At 68.0% G+C, this 14657-nt stretch carries 15 protein-coding genes; 9 read left to right on the top strand and 6 right to left on the bottom strand.

Annotation, left to right across the window (positions count from 1 at the left end):
• Positions 1-59: 59 nt before the first annotated feature.
• A complete protein-coding gene (locus OHA11_RS21080; protein ID WP_323186600.1) occupies positions 60-1067 on the top strand; it encodes a bifunctional lytic transglycosylase/C40 family peptidase in 1008 nt (335 codons plus the stop codon).
• A gap of 180 nt (positions 1068-1247) precedes the next feature.
• Complete coding sequence (locus tag OHA11_RS21075) at positions 1248-1949, top strand: phosphatase PAP2 family protein (RefSeq protein WP_266498591.1); 702 nt, start codon at positions 1248-1250, stop codon at positions 1947-1949.
• 150 nt (positions 1950-2099) lie between these two features.
• Here OHA11_RS21075 and OHA11_RS21070 read toward each other — a convergent pair whose 3' ends face one another.
• The gene (locus tag OHA11_RS21070; protein ID WP_266498588.1) at positions 2100-3653 is read right to left on the bottom strand and encodes an FAD-binding oxidoreductase; all 1554 of its coding nucleotides are present in this window, start codon (positions 3651-3653) and stop codon (positions 2100-2102) included.
• Positions 3654-4162: 509 nt separating this feature from the next.
• Between OHA11_RS21070 and pstS the strand changes: the two genes are divergently transcribed.
• The 4 genes from pstS to pstB all read left to right on the top strand — a co-directional run bounded on the left by pstS (position 4163) and on the right by pstB (position 8313).
• Complete coding sequence (gene pstS / locus OHA11_RS21065; protein ID WP_266498585.1) at positions 4163-5287, top strand: phosphate ABC transporter substrate-binding protein PstS; 1125 nt, start codon at positions 4163-4165, stop codon at positions 5285-5287.
• A gap of 143 nt (positions 5288-5430) precedes the next feature.
• Complete coding sequence (gene pstC / locus OHA11_RS21060) at positions 5431-6438, top strand: phosphate ABC transporter permease subunit PstC (protein ID WP_266498583.1); 1008 nt, start codon at positions 5431-5433, stop codon at positions 6436-6438.
• On the top strand, positions 6435-7496 hold the full coding sequence (gene pstA / locus OHA11_RS21055) for a phosphate ABC transporter permease PstA (RefSeq protein WP_266498580.1): 1062 nt from the start codon (positions 6435-6437) through the stop codon (positions 7494-7496). The genes pstC and pstA overlap by 4 nt, the downstream gene beginning before the upstream one ends.
• A gap of 40 nt (positions 7497-7536) precedes the next feature.
• Positions 7537-8313, top strand: coding sequence for a phosphate ABC transporter ATP-binding protein PstB (gene pstB / locus OHA11_RS21050; protein ID WP_266498578.1), 777 nt, complete (start codon positions 7537-7539; stop codon positions 8311-8313).
• Between the two features lie 205 nt (positions 8314-8518).
• Here pstB and OHA11_RS21045 read toward each other — a convergent pair whose 3' ends face one another.
• On the bottom strand, positions 8519-9517 hold the full coding sequence (locus OHA11_RS21045; RefSeq protein WP_266498577.1) for an inorganic phosphate transporter: 999 nt from the start codon (positions 9515-9517) through the stop codon (positions 8519-8521).
• 7 nt (positions 9518-9524) lie between these two features.
• Positions 9525-10145, bottom strand: coding sequence for a DUF47 domain-containing protein (locus OHA11_RS21040; protein ID WP_266498572.1), 621 nt, complete (start codon positions 10143-10145; stop codon positions 9525-9527).
• Between the two features lie 203 nt (positions 10146-10348).
• Between OHA11_RS21040 and OHA11_RS21035 the strand changes: the two genes are divergently transcribed.
• A complete protein-coding gene (locus tag OHA11_RS21035) occupies positions 10349-10744 on the top strand; it encodes a metal-sensitive transcriptional regulator (protein ID WP_266498571.1) in 396 nt (131 codons plus the stop codon).
• 202 nt (positions 10745-10946) lie between these two features.
• On the opposite strand, the gene OHA11_RS21030 is transcribed toward OHA11_RS21035, so the two are convergent.
• Entirely contained in the window at positions 10947-11141 is a 195-nt protein-coding gene (locus tag OHA11_RS21030) for a hypothetical protein (RefSeq protein WP_266498569.1), read from the bottom strand.
• 112 nt (positions 11142-11253) lie between these two features.
• Positions 11254-12093: a hypothetical protein gene (locus OHA11_RS21025; protein ID WP_266498568.1), complete on the bottom strand. Its 840-nt coding sequence runs from the start codon at positions 12091-12093 to the stop codon at positions 11254-11256.
• Positions 12094-12206: 113 nt separating this feature from the next.
• Here OHA11_RS21025 and OHA11_RS21020 point away from each other — a divergent pair, with 113 nt between their 5' ends.
• Complete coding sequence (locus OHA11_RS21020) at positions 12207-12389, top strand: hypothetical protein (RefSeq protein ID WP_266498566.1); 183 nt, start codon at positions 12207-12209, stop codon at positions 12387-12389.
• A 452-nt stretch (positions 12390-12841) separates the two neighbouring features.
• Complete coding sequence (locus OHA11_RS48370; protein WP_323186599.1) at positions 12842-14047, top strand: ice-binding family protein; 1206 nt, start codon at positions 12842-12844, stop codon at positions 14045-14047.
• A 95-nt stretch (positions 14048-14142) separates the two neighbouring features.
• Here OHA11_RS48370 and OHA11_RS21005 read toward each other — a convergent pair whose 3' ends face one another.
• The gene (locus OHA11_RS21005; protein WP_266498563.1) at positions 14143-14574 is read right to left on the bottom strand and encodes an NUDIX hydrolase; all 432 of its coding nucleotides are present in this window, start codon (positions 14572-14574) and stop codon (positions 14143-14145) included.
• Positions 14575-14657 lie beyond the last annotated feature (83 nt).

The raw sequence follows: 14657 nt of genomic DNA, 5'->3' as shown, positions 1-14657 counted from the left end.
GGTTCCGGGTGGGAAGCTCCTAGACTGACGTGGGCGAATTCCGGAGTGGTGGAGGGCGGTTGACGGTGCGTAAGGCCTGGATCGTCGTGACCGTCGCCGCGGGGGCGGGGCTCAGCTTCGTCATGGTGCTGGTCATCGGGGTCTACATGGTCGCCGGCAACCTCGCCAACGGAGTGGGGCAGGGTGCCCGTGGCCTGGCGAAAGGGGCCGTACCGGCGGCTTACCAGACGCTCGTGCAGAAGTGGGGCAATCTGTGCAGCGCCATCAATCCGGCTCTTCTCGCCGCGCAGCTGTATCAGGAGAGCGGGTTCAATCCCACCGCCAAGAGCCCGGCCGCCGCACAGGGGATAGCGCAATTCATCCCGGGAACGTGGGCGACGCACGGAATCGACGGCGACGGAGACGGCGACCGTGACGTCTGGGATCCGAATGACGCGATTCCATCGGCCGCGAAGTACGACTGCACACTCGCCAAGTACGTGAAGGACGCGCCCGGAGACCCGACGAAGAACATGCTCGCCGCGTACAACGCGGGGGCGTACGCCGTCATCAAGTACGGGGGCGTGCCGCCGTACGCGGAAACGCAGAACTATGTGAAAACGATCACCACGCTTGAGGAGAGCTTCGCCGCTCCGGTTTCCCGCGTCGACCCCTCGAAGCAGGCCGCCGCTGCCATTGGCTACGCGCAGAAGAAACTCGGGACGCTGTATCTCTGGGGCGGCAATGGCACCGAGGACCAGGGCGGACGCTTCGACTGTTCCGGGCTGACCAAGGCCGCGTACGAGAGTGTGGGGATCACCCTGCCCCGCGTCGCCAACGACCAGTACAACGCCGGGCCGCACCCGGGCCGGGACGAGCTGCTGCCCGGGGATCTGGTCTTCTTCTCGGACGACCTCACCAACTCCCGGGCCATCCGGCACGTCGGGATCTACGTGGGCGGCGGCTACATGATCGACGCGCCCCGGCCGGGGGCCGTGATCCGGTTCGACCCGATCGACACCCCCGACTACTTCGGGGCGACCCGGGTCACCGAAGATGGCGCGAAAGCGTTGCCCACCTCTGTGTGAAACCCTCCCCTGAGCTGCGGCGATGGGTCTCTCTTCGATAACGGCTGAGTGATCATTCGGTGGAGGGTGGAACGTATGGAAGGGGAGTGTGCGTTCCTGTTCTCGAACGCCGACGACGGGGGTTGATGGCGCGGCGCACCGGTGGGTGCGCCGGGAAGACGACGAAGGGGCCGTTGCACCATGGCTGGACTCGCCGAATCCGGGTCGAACCCCGACGTCGACTTGCTCTACGACATCAATGGTCTCGCCAAAGACGCGCCCCGCTGGTTCGACCGCGTCATGGAGTTTGTGGGCGAATGGGGGCTTTTGGCCGCCATGGTGTTGTTGGTGATCTGGTGCTGGTTCACCGTGCGGCGCCGGGGTGAAGAGGATGCCGCCGCGTCCGTGGCCGCGCTGGTGTGGGCGCCGCTTGCCGGTGCCATCGCCGTACTCGTGAATGTGCCGATACGGGGATTTGTGGAGCGGCCACGGCCTTTTGTCGACCATGACGGGCTGGATGTTCTTATCGGCGGCAAGAGCGACTATTCGTTCGTGAGTGATCACGCGACTCTGATGATGGCGATGGGGGTCGGGCTGTTCGTCGCGCATCGGAAGTTCGGGCTCGTGGGGATAGCGCTGGCGCTGTTCGGCGGGTTCTGCCGGGTTTATATGGGCGTGCACTATCCGACGGACGTGATCGGTGGATTCGCGCTCGGGACCGCGGTGGTTCTGTTGCTTTCGCCGCTTGCGATGGCTTTGCTGACGCCGGTGATGACCGCGGTGGAGGGGTCGGGGCGGGTGGGGTGGTTGATCCGCGCGAGTGGCTCCGCCGGTGAGCGGGGGAAAGTGATTCCTGGGGCTCGGAGTGAGGTTGAGGCGGAGGAGCGGGATCTTGCGGCGTAGGTGGGGGGCTCCTGCGTTCGTTGCCGGGTGCGCGCCCGGTGGGGGCTGGTCGCGCCCCCGCGGCGGAGCCGCATATCGATACAGCCCCGCGCCCCTAAAAGCCACAAGATTGCGCAGTTCCCCGCGCCCCTAAAAACGGTGAGCCGCGCCTCACAGCGACTGCGGGAACTTGAAGAAGCCCTGGGGGTCGTACTTCGTCCTCAGGGTTTTCAGGCGGGGGGCCGCCTCGCCGTAGTACGCCTTGCGCCAGTTGGTGAGGGTGGGGTCTGTGTAGTTCTGGTAGGCCGCGCCGGATGCGTACGGCTTCATCGCCGCGTGCGCCTCGGTCAGCCAGGCGTTGGATGTCGTGCCGGAGGTTCCCGCGCGCCAGGCCGCGATGTACTGGGCCAGCATGCGGGAGCGGCGGTGGACGAAGGCCGTTGCCGTGGGGTCGATTCTGTTGATCGCGCCGCCCAGGGCCGTCAGGACGAAGCTGCCCGTGCCGCCGCGGACTCCGGATATCTGGGAGAGCAGGGTCTGGATGCCCGCCGCCGAGATCGAGCGGTCGAAGAAGTCCGAGCGGCCCGTGTACGTTTCGCGGCCCAGGGCGCCTTGGGCGGAGCGGCCCGGTGTCTTGCCCGGGAGGTGGCACTGGGCGTCGGTCGGGAAGGTCGAGCAGCCCGCGTACAGCTCCATCGACTCCTCGTAGGAGCGGCGCTTGAGGGAGACGCTGCGGGCGGGGGCGCCGATGCGGTCGGCGAGGCGGTCGACGGCGTTCTGGAGTTCGCCGTACGTGCCGAGGGAGAACGCGGCGACCGAGACCGTGGGCGTGCCGCCGGCCGCGTTCGCGAAGTGGCACGAGGACCAGATCTCGTCCGGCTGGTCGGGGCCCCACTCCTGCCAGGCACTGAGGACGGCGGCGGCCCTGGACCACGGCCACGACATGTACGCCGAGACGCCCTGGGGGGCCGGGTGGGTGGTGAAGCGGAGTTCGGTGACGATGCCGAAGTTGCCGTTGCCCGCGCCGCGCAGGGCCCAGAAGAGGTCCTTGTTCTCGGTCGCGCTCGCGGTGAGCTGCTTTCCGGCGGCCGTGATCAGGGTTGCCTGGGTGAGGCTGTCGCACGTCAGGCCGTAGGCGCGGGACACGACGCCGTGGCCGCCGCCGAGTGTCAGGCCCGAGACGCCCACCGTCGGGCAGGAACCCGCCGGGATCGTGACGCCCTTGGCGGCCAGCGCGCGGTAGACGTCGATCAGCTTGGCGCCCGCGCCGACCACGGCCTCGTTGCCGGAGGCCCGCACCTTGGAGAGCTTCGAGATGTCGACGATCAGGCGGCCGTTGCCCGAGGACCAGCCGGCGTACGAGTGGCCGCCGTTGCGGATCGAGACGGGGACGGAGCGGGCGCGGGCGTACGCGAGTGTCGTACGGATGTCCTCGGCGTGGGCGACGTACGCGACGGCCGTCGGCTTGAGCGAGTCGAAGCGGGTGTTGTAGAGCTGGCGGGCCGCCGCCCAGTTGGCCTCACCGGGGCGGACCAAGGAGCCGTCCAGGTCCCGCGCCAGGGCCTTGAGGTTGGCCGCGGCGGTGCGGCTCGTCGTCTCGAGCGAGGTGCTGGACGTAGGAGCCTTCCCACCCGTCGGCGGCTTGGAACCCGCGGTGGTGCACGCGGCCGAAACCGCCGTCGTCGCGAGTGCGACACCGCCACCTATGAACGTACGCCGTTGCATGAGCGCCTCCCCGTTGTTCCCGTGGAACGAGACGGCTGTACGGTCCGGCGGGTTCCACGGGCGGGGCACCGGGAATCGCGGTACGACTAGGTAGTACCGGCGATTTTCAGCCAGGAGGAGGCTGGGGCCGCAGGGGCATATGGGACGGGAGAGTCGGCCGGAAGGGGTTCGGAAGGGGTGAGGAGTGGTGGGAGGAGGTGGGCGGTGCTTCCGAACGAGGTGGTTCCGGTCGTCGGGACCCTCGCGTGTTCCTCCCGTAAGCGTTCCGTGACCTCACCGCACTGACGGCAGGGGTTCACCCCCCGTTCACTCACGGCCATCGGCGGCTTCACCTCATCTGCCTAATTTCGGCCTTACCCGGTGCGTGGTGCGAACGGAAGTACGCCTGCGTATCAGTCGATGCCAGCAAGTCGACAACAGCAGTACGAGGCAGCCTCGGACGACGAGGGGCTGCACCACGACCTCGCACGCCGCCACCAGACGGCGGCTCCTGGAAGGAACTCCCGAAAGTGAAGCTTCAGCGCAAGAACCGGCTTCGCGCCCTTTCGCTCGGTGCTGTCGCCGTCACCGGCGCCCTGACGCTGACGGCGTGCGGCTCGGACGACACCGGCGGTGGCGACACCAGCTCCTCGGCGCAGCCCTCGGCCGGCAGCATCAAGTGTGACGACGCCAAGGGGCAGCTCCTTGCCGACGGCTCCTCCGCGCAGAAGAACGCGATCGACGCCTGGGTCAAGCAGTTCACCGCCGCCTGTGGCGTGCAGATCAACTACAAGGGTGGCGGCTCCGGCGCGGGCGTCACCGCCTTCACGCAGGGCCAGGTCGCCTTCGCCGGCTCCGACTCGGCGCTGAAGCCCGAAGAGCTCACCGCCTCCAAGTCGGTCTGCAAGGGCGGCCAGGGCATCGACCTCCCGATGGTCGGCGGCCCGATCGCGGTCGGTTTCAACGTGGAAGGCGTCGACAGCCTCGTGCTGGACGCGCCCACCCTCGCCAAGATCTTCAACGACAAGATCAAGAACTGGAACGACCCGGCGATCAAGGCGCTCAACCCCGACGCCAAGCTCCCCGACCTCAAGATCCAGGCGTTCCACCGCTCGGACGAGTCCGGCACCACGGACAACTTCACCAAGTACCTGATCGCCACGGCCAAGACCGAGTGGCCCTACGAGGGCGGCAAGGCCTGGCAGGCCAAGGGCGGCCAGTCCGCCGCGCAGTCCTCCGGCGTGGCCCAGCAGGTGAAGCAGACCAACGGCGCGATCAGCTACATGGAGCTGTCGTACGCCAAGGAAGGCATCACCCCGGTCAAGATCGACACCGGCGCCGCCGCTCCGGTCGAGGCCACCGTCGCCAACGCCACGAAGGCCATCGCGGCAGCCCAGACGGTCGGCACCGCCCCGGACCTCGCGCTGAAGCTCGACTACGCGACCAAGGCCGAGGGCGCCTACCCGATCACCCTCGTCACCTACGAGATCGTCTGCGACAAGGGCAACAAGGCCGACACCCTGGCCGCCACGAAGGCGTTCCTGCGGTACATCGCCTCCGAGGAGGGCCAGAACGTCCTCACCGAGGCCGACTACGCCCCGATGCCCGAGGAGATCATCACCAAGGTCCGTACCACCGTCGAGAGCCTGAGCTGATCTGAGCGTGTGGTCCGGTCCGGGGCTGACGACCCCCGGACCGGACCACACCGTCCGGTGCACCGCCGCCAGGAGCCGCCGCCGACCGCGTACGGCTCCACAGGGCCGTACAGTGCGTACGGGTCCGCAGACCGGAGAACCCGATGGACATAACCACGAAGAACACAGACGCCCCACCACCCACTCCCCAGCCGACCGAGGCCGAGCAGAAGCGTGCGGCCCGTGGCGCCACCCGACCCGGTGACCGGATCTTCCTCGGTCTCTCCCGCGGCTCGGGCATCCTGCTGCTGGTGATCATGGCCGCGATCGCGGGCTTCCTCACCTACCGCGCCTCGATCGCGATCAGCAAGGACGACGCCAACTTCCTCACCACGTTCGAATGGAACACCGGCGTCCTCCCGCCGAAGTTCGGCATCGCCGTCCTGGCCTTCGGCACGGTGGTCTCCTCGGTCATCGCCATGGTCATCGCGGTCCCGATCGCCGTCGCCATCGCGCTGTTCCTCACGCACTACGCCCCGCGCAGGCTGAGCGGTCCCATCTCCTACGTGATCGACCTGCTCGCCGCGGTGCCGTCCATCGTGTACGGCCTGTGGGGCGCCCTGATCCTCGTACCGCACATGAACGGCCTCTTCGGCTGGCTGGACACGTACTTCGGCTGGACCGGCATCTTCGAGTGGCAGGGCGGCGCCCCCCGCTCAATGCTCACCGTCGGCATCCTGCTCGCGATCATGATCCTGCCGATCATCACCAACGTGAGCCGCGAGGTCTTCCGCCAGGCCCCGCAGATGATCGAGGAGGCTGCGCTCGCCCTCGGCGCCACCCGCTGGGAGGTCATCCGCATGGCCGTCCTGCCCTTCGGCCGCTCCGGCGTGATCTCCGCCTCGATGCTCGGCCTCGGCCGCGCCCTCGGCGAGACGATGGCCGTGGCCACCGTGCTCTCCCCGACCTTCCTGATCCAGTCCAGCCTGCTCGACCCGGGCGGCGGCACCTTCGCCCAGAACATCGCCAGCAAGTTCGGTGAGGCCAACGAGCTCGGCCGGGACGCGCTCATCGCGTCCGGTCTGGTCCTGTTCGTCATCACCCTGCTGGTCAACGGCGCGGCCCGCGCGATCATCGCCCGCCGCAAGGAGTACTCGGGGGCCAACGCATGAGCACCGCAATCGCCGACAAGCGCCCCAGCGACAGCCTGCGCGGCGGCCACCTCCCCAAGTGGGCGCCGTACGCGATCGGCGCCGGCTCCGTCGTCGTCGCGATCGGCATCGGCCTGGCGGGCGGCCTCCACAGCCGCATCCAGTGGGGCCTGATCGCCGGGATCCTCTTCGTCCTCACCACGTTCGTCGTCGCCTCCCTCGTCGAGGGCCGCCGCCAGGCCAAGGACCGGGTCGCGACCGCGCTGGTCTGGGTCGCCTTCCTGCTCGCCGTGATCCCGTTGGTTTCCCTGGTCTGGACGACCGTCTCGCGCGGTGTGAAGGTCCTCGACGTCTACTTCCTGACCCACTCGATGGGCCTGATCGCCGACACCGAGGTGGGCGGCGGCATCTACCACGCCATCGTCGGAAGCCTGGAGCAGGTCGGCCTCGCCACGCTGATGGCCGCGCCGATCGGCGTGCTCACCGCGATCTACCTGGTGGAGTACGGGCGCGGCAACCTCGCCCGGGCCGTCACCTTCTTCGTCGACGTGATGACCGGCATCCCGTCGATCGTCGCCGGTCTGTTCATCCTCAGCATCATGCTGCAGTTCGACATGCAGCCCTTCGGATTCGCCGGCTCGCTCGCCCTGGCCATCCTGATGATGCCGGTGGTCGTCCGCTCCACCGAGGAGATGCTCAAGCTCGTACCGAACGAGCTGCGCGAGGCCTCCCTGGCGCTCGGCATCCCGAAGTGGCGCACCATCCTGAAGGTGGTCCTGCCGACCTCGATCGGCGGCATCACCACCGGCATCATGCTGGCCGTCGCCCGTATCGCGGGCGAGACCGCGCCGGTGCTGCTGCTGGTGTGGGGCAACACCCTCATCAACACCAACCCCTTCGAAGGTGCGCAACAGTCGCTGCCGTTGTACATCTATCAGCAGTACGCGAACAGTGCGGGTGCGGGCGCGGCCTACGACCGCGCATGGGCGGCGTCGCTGACGCTGATCGCCTTCGTGATGATCCTCAACCTGGGAGCCCGCGGCATCGCCCGCTGGAAGGCCCCGAAGACCGGTCGCTGACGCGACCCCCAGCGACTGATCCGGAAGAAGTGAAGTAGTCATGGCCAAGCGAATCGACGTAAGCGGGCTCACCGCCTACTACGGATCCCACAAGGCGATCGAGGACATCTCGATGACGGTCGAGCCGCGTTCGGTGACGGCCTTCATCGGCCCGTCCGGTTGCGGCAAGTCGACGTTCCTGCGCACGCTGAACCGTATGCACGAGGTCACCACCGGTGGCCGCGTCGAGGGCAAGGTGCTCCTCGACGACGAGGACCTGTACGGGCAGGGAGTCGACCCCGTCTCCGTGCGCCGCACCATCGGCATGGTGTTCCAGCGGCCGAACCCCTTCCCGACCATGTCGATCTTCGACAACGTGGCGGCGGGGCTGCGGCTGAACGGCTCGTACAAGAAGTCCGAGCTGAGCGATGTCGTGGAGAAGTCGCTGAAGGGCGCGAACCTCTGGAACGAGGTCAAGGACCGGCTGAACAAGCCCGGGTCCGGCCTCTCCGGTGGTCAGCAGCAGCGTCTGTGCATCGCCCGTGCGATCGCGGTCGAGCCGCAGGTGCTGCTGATGGACGAGCCCTGCTCGGCGCTCGACCCGATCTCGACGCTGGCCATCGAGGACCTGATCGGTGAGCTGAAGGAGCGCTTCACGATCGTCATCGTGACGCACAACATGCAGCAGGCGGCGCGGGTGTCCGACCGGACGGCCTTCTTCAACCTCTCGGCGGTCGGTCAGCCGGGGCGGCTCATCGAGATCGACGACACGGAGCGGATCTTCTCCAACCCGTCTGTCCAGGCCACGGAGGACTACATCTCGGGCCGCTTCGGCTGAGCCGGGTCGTTCTCACTGGTTCGCTGGTCTTTCCGACCCCTCGCGGTGCTGCATGGCGGTGCCACCGCGGGGCCCAATAGGGCCCGCCCCCCGGCTCCCGGGGGGCGGGCCCGTCGGGTTTCCGCCCCCGCCGCCCCTAACCCTCCCCCACTCTCGGCTTCGCTCGAGCGGGGGAGGGTAGGGGCGGCGGGGGCGAAAAAGGGCCCTACACGAACGCCAGGTTCACAACCCAGAAGCTTGCCGCCGCGACCAGCGCCGCCGCCGGCATCGTGATGAACCAGCCGAGGACGATGTTCTTGGCCACGCCCCAGCGGACCGCGTTCACCCGCTTCGTGGCGCCGACGCCCATGATGGCCGAGGTGATGACGTGAGTCGTCGAGATGGGCGCCTGAAAGAGGAACGCCGTCGTGAACATGATCGAGGCGCCGGTCGTCTCGGCCGCGAAACCCTGCGGCGGATCCAACTCGATGATCTTCCGGCCCAGCGTACGCATGATGCGCCAGCCACCCGCGTACGTACCGAGGGACAGCATCACCGCGCACACGATCTTGACCCATACCGGGATCGGGTCGCCCGCGTCCTCCACGTCCGCGATGACCAGGGCCATCACCACGATGCCCATCGTCTTCTGGGCGTCCTGGAGACCGTGGCCCAGCGCCATCCCCGCCGCGGACACCGTCTGCGCTATGCGGAAACCGCGCTTCGCCTTGTGCGGGTTGGAGCGCCGGAATATCCACATGATCGCGCACATCACCAGGTAGCCGGCGACCAGGCCGACGAGCGGTGAGACGAACATCGGGATGACGACCTTGTCCAGGACGCCGGACCAGATGACCCCGATGCCGCCCGCGAGCGCCGCCCCCACCATGCCGCCGAACAGCGCGTGGGAGGAGGAGGACGGGAGGCCGAAGTACCAGGTGACGAGGTTCCACACGATCGCGCCCACCAGCGCGGAGAACAGGACCCACATACCCTTGGTGCCCTGCGGTGTCTCGATCAGGCCTTCACTGACGGTCTTGGCGACCCCGCTGCCGAGGAACGCGCCTGCGAGATTCATCACCGCGGCCATCGCGAGCGCCGCCCGTGGCGTCAGCGCGCGCGTGGACACGGACGTGGCGATGGCGTTGGCCGAGTCGTGGAAGCCGTTGGTATAGGTGAATCCGAGCGCGACACCGATGGTCACTATCAAGGCGAAGGTGTCCATGAAGAGGTCAGGACTCCTTGACCGCGATGGTCTCCACCGTGTTGGCCACATGCTCGAAGGCGTCGGCGGCCTCTTCCAGCACGTCCACGACCTGCTTGAGCTTGAGCACCTCGATGGCTTCGTACTTGCCGTTGAAGAGCATGGCCAGCAGCTTGCGGTGGATCTGGTCGGCCTGGTTCTCGAGGCGGTTGACCTCGATCCAGTACTCGGTGAGGTTGTCCATCGTCCGCAGGTTCGGCATGGCCTCCGCGGTCAGGTCGGCCGCCCGCGCCAGCACCTCGATCTGCTGCTCGACGCCCTTCGGGAGATCCTCGATGTTGTAGAGGACGACCAGGTCGACGGCCTCCTCCATGAAGTCCATGATGTCGTCGAGGGACGAGGCGAGGTTGTAGATGTCCTCGCGGTCGAACGGCGTGATGAACGAGGAGTTCAGCTGGTGGAAGATCGCGTGTGTGGCATCGTCACCAGCGTGTTCCGCGGCCCGCATACGCTCTGCGATCTCGGCCCGGCCGGACGCGTCCGCCCCGAGCAGTTCCATCAGGAGTTTCGAGCCCGTGACGATGTTGTCCGCGGATGCGGCAAACATGTCGTAGAAGCTCGTCTCCCTGGGGGTCAGACGAAATCGCACGTGTGGTCCTCGGATTGCTTCGGGTTCGGTCAGGCTGATGCTAGGTGCATCATTCGGCCACGGCTAACCGGCCGCCCACCAGTGTCGCTCATCGGGCACAGTGATCAGCATGGGGTCCTTCGAGGACGTTCGCCAAGAGCCCTATACCCAGCAAAGTTCGTTACCATATACCCGGTAGGGGTATCAGTCAGCAGGAGGACGCGATGACGACCACCGAGGCCGGCGCGACGGCGCCCTCCGGGGAGGCGAGGGACGCGCGGGAGGCCGGAGGCCAGGAGACCGGGACGCAGGACATCGTGACCGACCACGACCGCGGGATCCACGGTTACCACAAGCAGAAGGACGAGCACCTCAAGCGGCTGCGGCGCATCGAGGGCCAGATCCGTGGCCTGCAGCGCATGGTCGACGAGGACGTCTACTGCATCGACATACTCACGCAGGTCTCCGCCTCCACCAAGGCCCTCCAGTCGTTCGCCCTCCAGCTGCTCGAAGAGCACCTCCGCCACTGCGTCGCGGACGCGGCCCTCAAGGGCGGCACCGAGATCGACGCGAAGGTGGAGGAGGCGACGAAGGCGATCGGACGACTCCTGCGCACGTGACCCCTCCGGGGGGAGCCGTATAAAGGCCGGTGTGTTGTCTGCGGGTCCGTAGTGGCTGGTCGCTCCCCCACTCTCGGCTTCTCCCCCACTCTCGGCTTCGCTCGAGCGGGGGGACCCCCATGAGCGGGGGGACCCCCATCGCGGCGGAGCCGCACGACGACACAGCCCCGCGCCCCTGAAAGGCAGTCGGTGCGCGGCGGTGTTACCTGTCGGTCTTCTCGCCGTGCTCCGCCAGGAAGCGCTGTTCGGCCAGCTTCAGTACCTCGTCGATGCGGTCGGGGCTGAGCCGGTCCTCGCGGGCGGCCGAGGCCGCGATGATCAGGTCGCCGCACAGCTCGATCTCGGCGAGGGCCACGTGGTCCTGAACTGCCGTACCGCGCGCCGGAGCCACGTGCATCACCTCTTCCTGCCGTCACCGACTTCCTAGAGTAGGGAGCGGCCCACGGACCGCGCATGGCACCAACGGACCATTTCCGGCCCCGCACATTCCGGCCTCCCCTGACCGGCGATCATTCGGCGATCCGCCCGGCGTAGATGTCCTTCGCGTCCGGCAGCCGTACGTCGACGGGGGCCCCGAAGTCGTACAGCAGGGTCGTCGAGGAGACGGCGACGGTGTCCTTCTGCCGTCCGTTCACGAAACTGAAGCGGTGCCGGACCTTGCGGATGCGTCCCTCGTCGTCGAGGTAGACGTCGAAGGGGACCGTGGCCGTGGCGAAGCCCTTGGCCGCCGCCCGCAGGGACGCCCGGTTCCCGGCCGAGGCATCGCGCGCGGCCGCGGCGAGATCGGCGGTACCGCGGTAGTGCCGTACCGGGGTGCCCGCGACCGAGGTCTTCCCCAGGTACGTCGCTTTCCGCGTGCCCCGCAGCAGTTCCGCGGCGGCGAACGGGTCGGTCGCGCCGCCCGTGACCAGGTTCCCGTCGGAGAGCGTGGCCGTGTCGACGCGGACCCACTTGTCCGCCGGGACGCCTGCGCCGCGGTTCTTCATGTAGAGGGCGCCCGGCGCGAGGAGTTCGGTGATCGGGCGGTGCGCGTCGGCGCCGGTCGGGTCCTCGGGGAGGAGCACCTTCAGGCGGCCCACCTGGTCCCCGTAGTCGTAGACGCCCTCGCCGCGGATGGTCACGCGGGTGCCGCCGGTGGCCATCTCCATCGACGTACGCGCCTTGGAACTGTCCGCCCGGACCAGGTTCCCGGCGGCCCGGCGGAGGACCTCGACCGGGTCCTCGGCCGCTCGCGCGTCCTCGACGGCGGCGCCGCTGCCCGAGCAGCCCGCGGTGCAGACCACCAGCCCCGCCGTCGCGGCGGCCAGGGCGACCGCCCCGCTCCGCAGCCTTCGCTGCCGCTCCACCATCGCCTGCTACCCCCAGCCGGGCCGTCCTCACGCGGACCTACTGACGTTCCGCTTAACGACGGGTGGGGGGTGTTGTCACGCGGGAGCCCGGCCCGGGGATGCGTCCACCCGGGATGGGTACGGTGATTCATGTGGCACAGCAGGAGCAGACCGGCCCCCCGGAGCACCGCACGACAACGGTCGAACAGGGCAGTTTCTGCGTGGCCCGCTGCACTTGCGGCTGGCGGGGCCCGGCAAGACGAGCGAGAGGCCGGGCGCGCAGGGACGCGGAGACGCACTCAACCGAGGGCAGCTGAAAGTCTTCACCTGCTTGAGGGCCCCGCGGATTTCCGCGGGGCCTTCTGCTTTGCCGAGCCGGTCGCCACCCTCATCATCCGGCTGGTGACCCGGCCCTCCCTGAGAGCGAGCCGATGGCTCGGGATCAAGCACCGACACGACCGGCAGGGTGAATAACACGCACTCAGCACCCCGTTCGGCCTCTTAGCCATATGTACTTTATGAGGCTATTGCTAGCTTTTCACTGGTTAGTGACGGCTCGTCGCCATCGGCAGGTGCTCGCCCCAGTGGTCCTCTGTTTGGGGCTGATCCGCGGAACCTCGACACGAGACGCGGCTTCCGGCTTGACCGGAATCCGCTTCGGGAGTTCGGGATCCCCCTTGTGCCAGGGCGACCGAGCTCAACGGTGACAAGAAAGGCAGGCCCCATGACAGTGGTTGACACACCATCATCGCCGCCAGGCAGATCCCGTATGAACCGCGGACGCAAGGTGCGTCTCGCGCTGATCCCCGGCGTAGTACTGCTGGCCACGGCCACCTTGGCCTGGGCCACCACCGCGCAGGCCGCGGAAGCCCCTGTTCCCCTGGGGACCGCCGAGAGTTACGCGATCCTGGCCGGTTCGACGATCACCAACACCGGCGACTCCGACATCATCGGCGACGTGGGGCTCAGTCCGGGCACCTCCGTGACGGGCTTCCCGCCCGGAGAGATCTTCGGCACCCTGAACATCGCCAACGGCGCGGCTGGTCAGGCGAAGCTGGATCTGACCGCGGCCTACGACGACGCGGCCGGTCGAACCGGGACTGACGTTGATGTCGAACTCGGCGGACGGGTACTGGGGCCCGGCGTCTACTCGAACGAGACATTGGGAATCACCGGAGAACTCACGCTCAACGCTCAGGGTGACCCCAACGCCGTCTTCATCTTCCAGACCACAGAGACGCTGATCACCGCTTCGAACAGCAGCGTCAGGCTCATCAACGGTGCGCAGGCCTGCAACGTGTTCTGGAAGGTGGGCAGTTCCGCCACTCTCGGGACAGATACAGACTTCGTGGGCACCATCATGGCCCTGGCATCCATCACGCTGAATACCGGCGCCGACATTCAGGGCCGAGCACTGGCGCAAACCGCCGCGGTGACGCTGGACGACAACGACATCACGAGGCCGTTCTGCGTGACCGGCCCCACCGGGCCTCCCGGGCCCACGGGATCCACCGGACCGAGCGGACCTGCCGGACCCTCCGGGCCTCCCGGAGCTGACGGATCCGTGGGGCCGACCGGGCCTCCCGGAGCTGACGGATCCGTGGGGCCGACCGGGCCTCCCGGAGCTGACGGATCTGTCGGGCCGACCGGGCCTGCCGGACCGAGCGGACCTGCTGGACCCTCCGGGCCTCCCGGAGCTGACGGATCCGTGGGGCCGACCGGACCTGCCGGACCCACCGGACCTGAAGGCCCTGAAGGCCCTCAAGGCCCTGAAGGGCCACAGGGTCCTGAAGGACCGCAGGGCCCTGCGGGACCCGGCGGTGGCCACGGTGGCCACGGTGACCAGGGCGGTCACGGTGGTCACGGCGACCACGGCGGTCACAAGCCCTGCCCCCCCAAGCACGACGGGCCTCCCCCGTGGGAGCAGCACGACAAGGACGGGCCGCGGAAGTCCCGGGCGATGTGCGAGAAGTGAGCGAGAACGCGGCCTCATCTTCTTGAGGAGAAAAGCGGGATGAGTAAGGGGCGCTCCCATAAAGGGGCGCCCCTTGCCTTTGAGTATCGTCCGACCTAGTTGTTCGTCCCCGTCTTGTGCAGCGCGTCGAGGAGCGAGGAGACCATCTCTCGATCCCTCTCGTGTGTGAGGCGCTGTGTCGCCGCCTCGGGAGACAGCCAGAGGAGGCGGGACACCTCGTCGTTGGGGGCGAAGGTGCCGCTGGTCGCTTCGGCCGCCCAGTAGCGCACTTCCTTGGGGCGTCCCTGGGCGTCGGTGTAGTGGGCGGTGGGGAGTTCGGGGCCGAGGGCGCATTCCATGCCGGTTTCCTCGAGGACTTCGCGAAAGGCCCCGTCGCGGGCTTCCTCGTCGTGCTTGAGCTTGCCCTTCGGCAGTGACCAGTCCGACCACTTCGGTCGGTAGACCAGGGCCAGCTCGATGCCCTCGCCGGAGGACGACTTGCGCCACAGGGCACAGCCCGCGGCACGTACCAACGGTGTGATGTCCATCACTACCTCGATCTCGTTGCGCCTCTGACCTGCCGGTTTCGCTCACGGTGGTGAGCGATCGCGTGCACTGGGCCTCCCATCGC

The organism is Streptomyces sp. NBC_00878, from assembly GCF_026341515.1.
Lineage (GTDB): Bacteria > Actinomycetota > Actinomycetes > Streptomycetales > Streptomycetaceae > Streptomyces.
The sequence above is the reverse complement of the archived record's forward strand: the minus strand, read 5'-3'. Positions and strand labels throughout refer to the sequence as shown.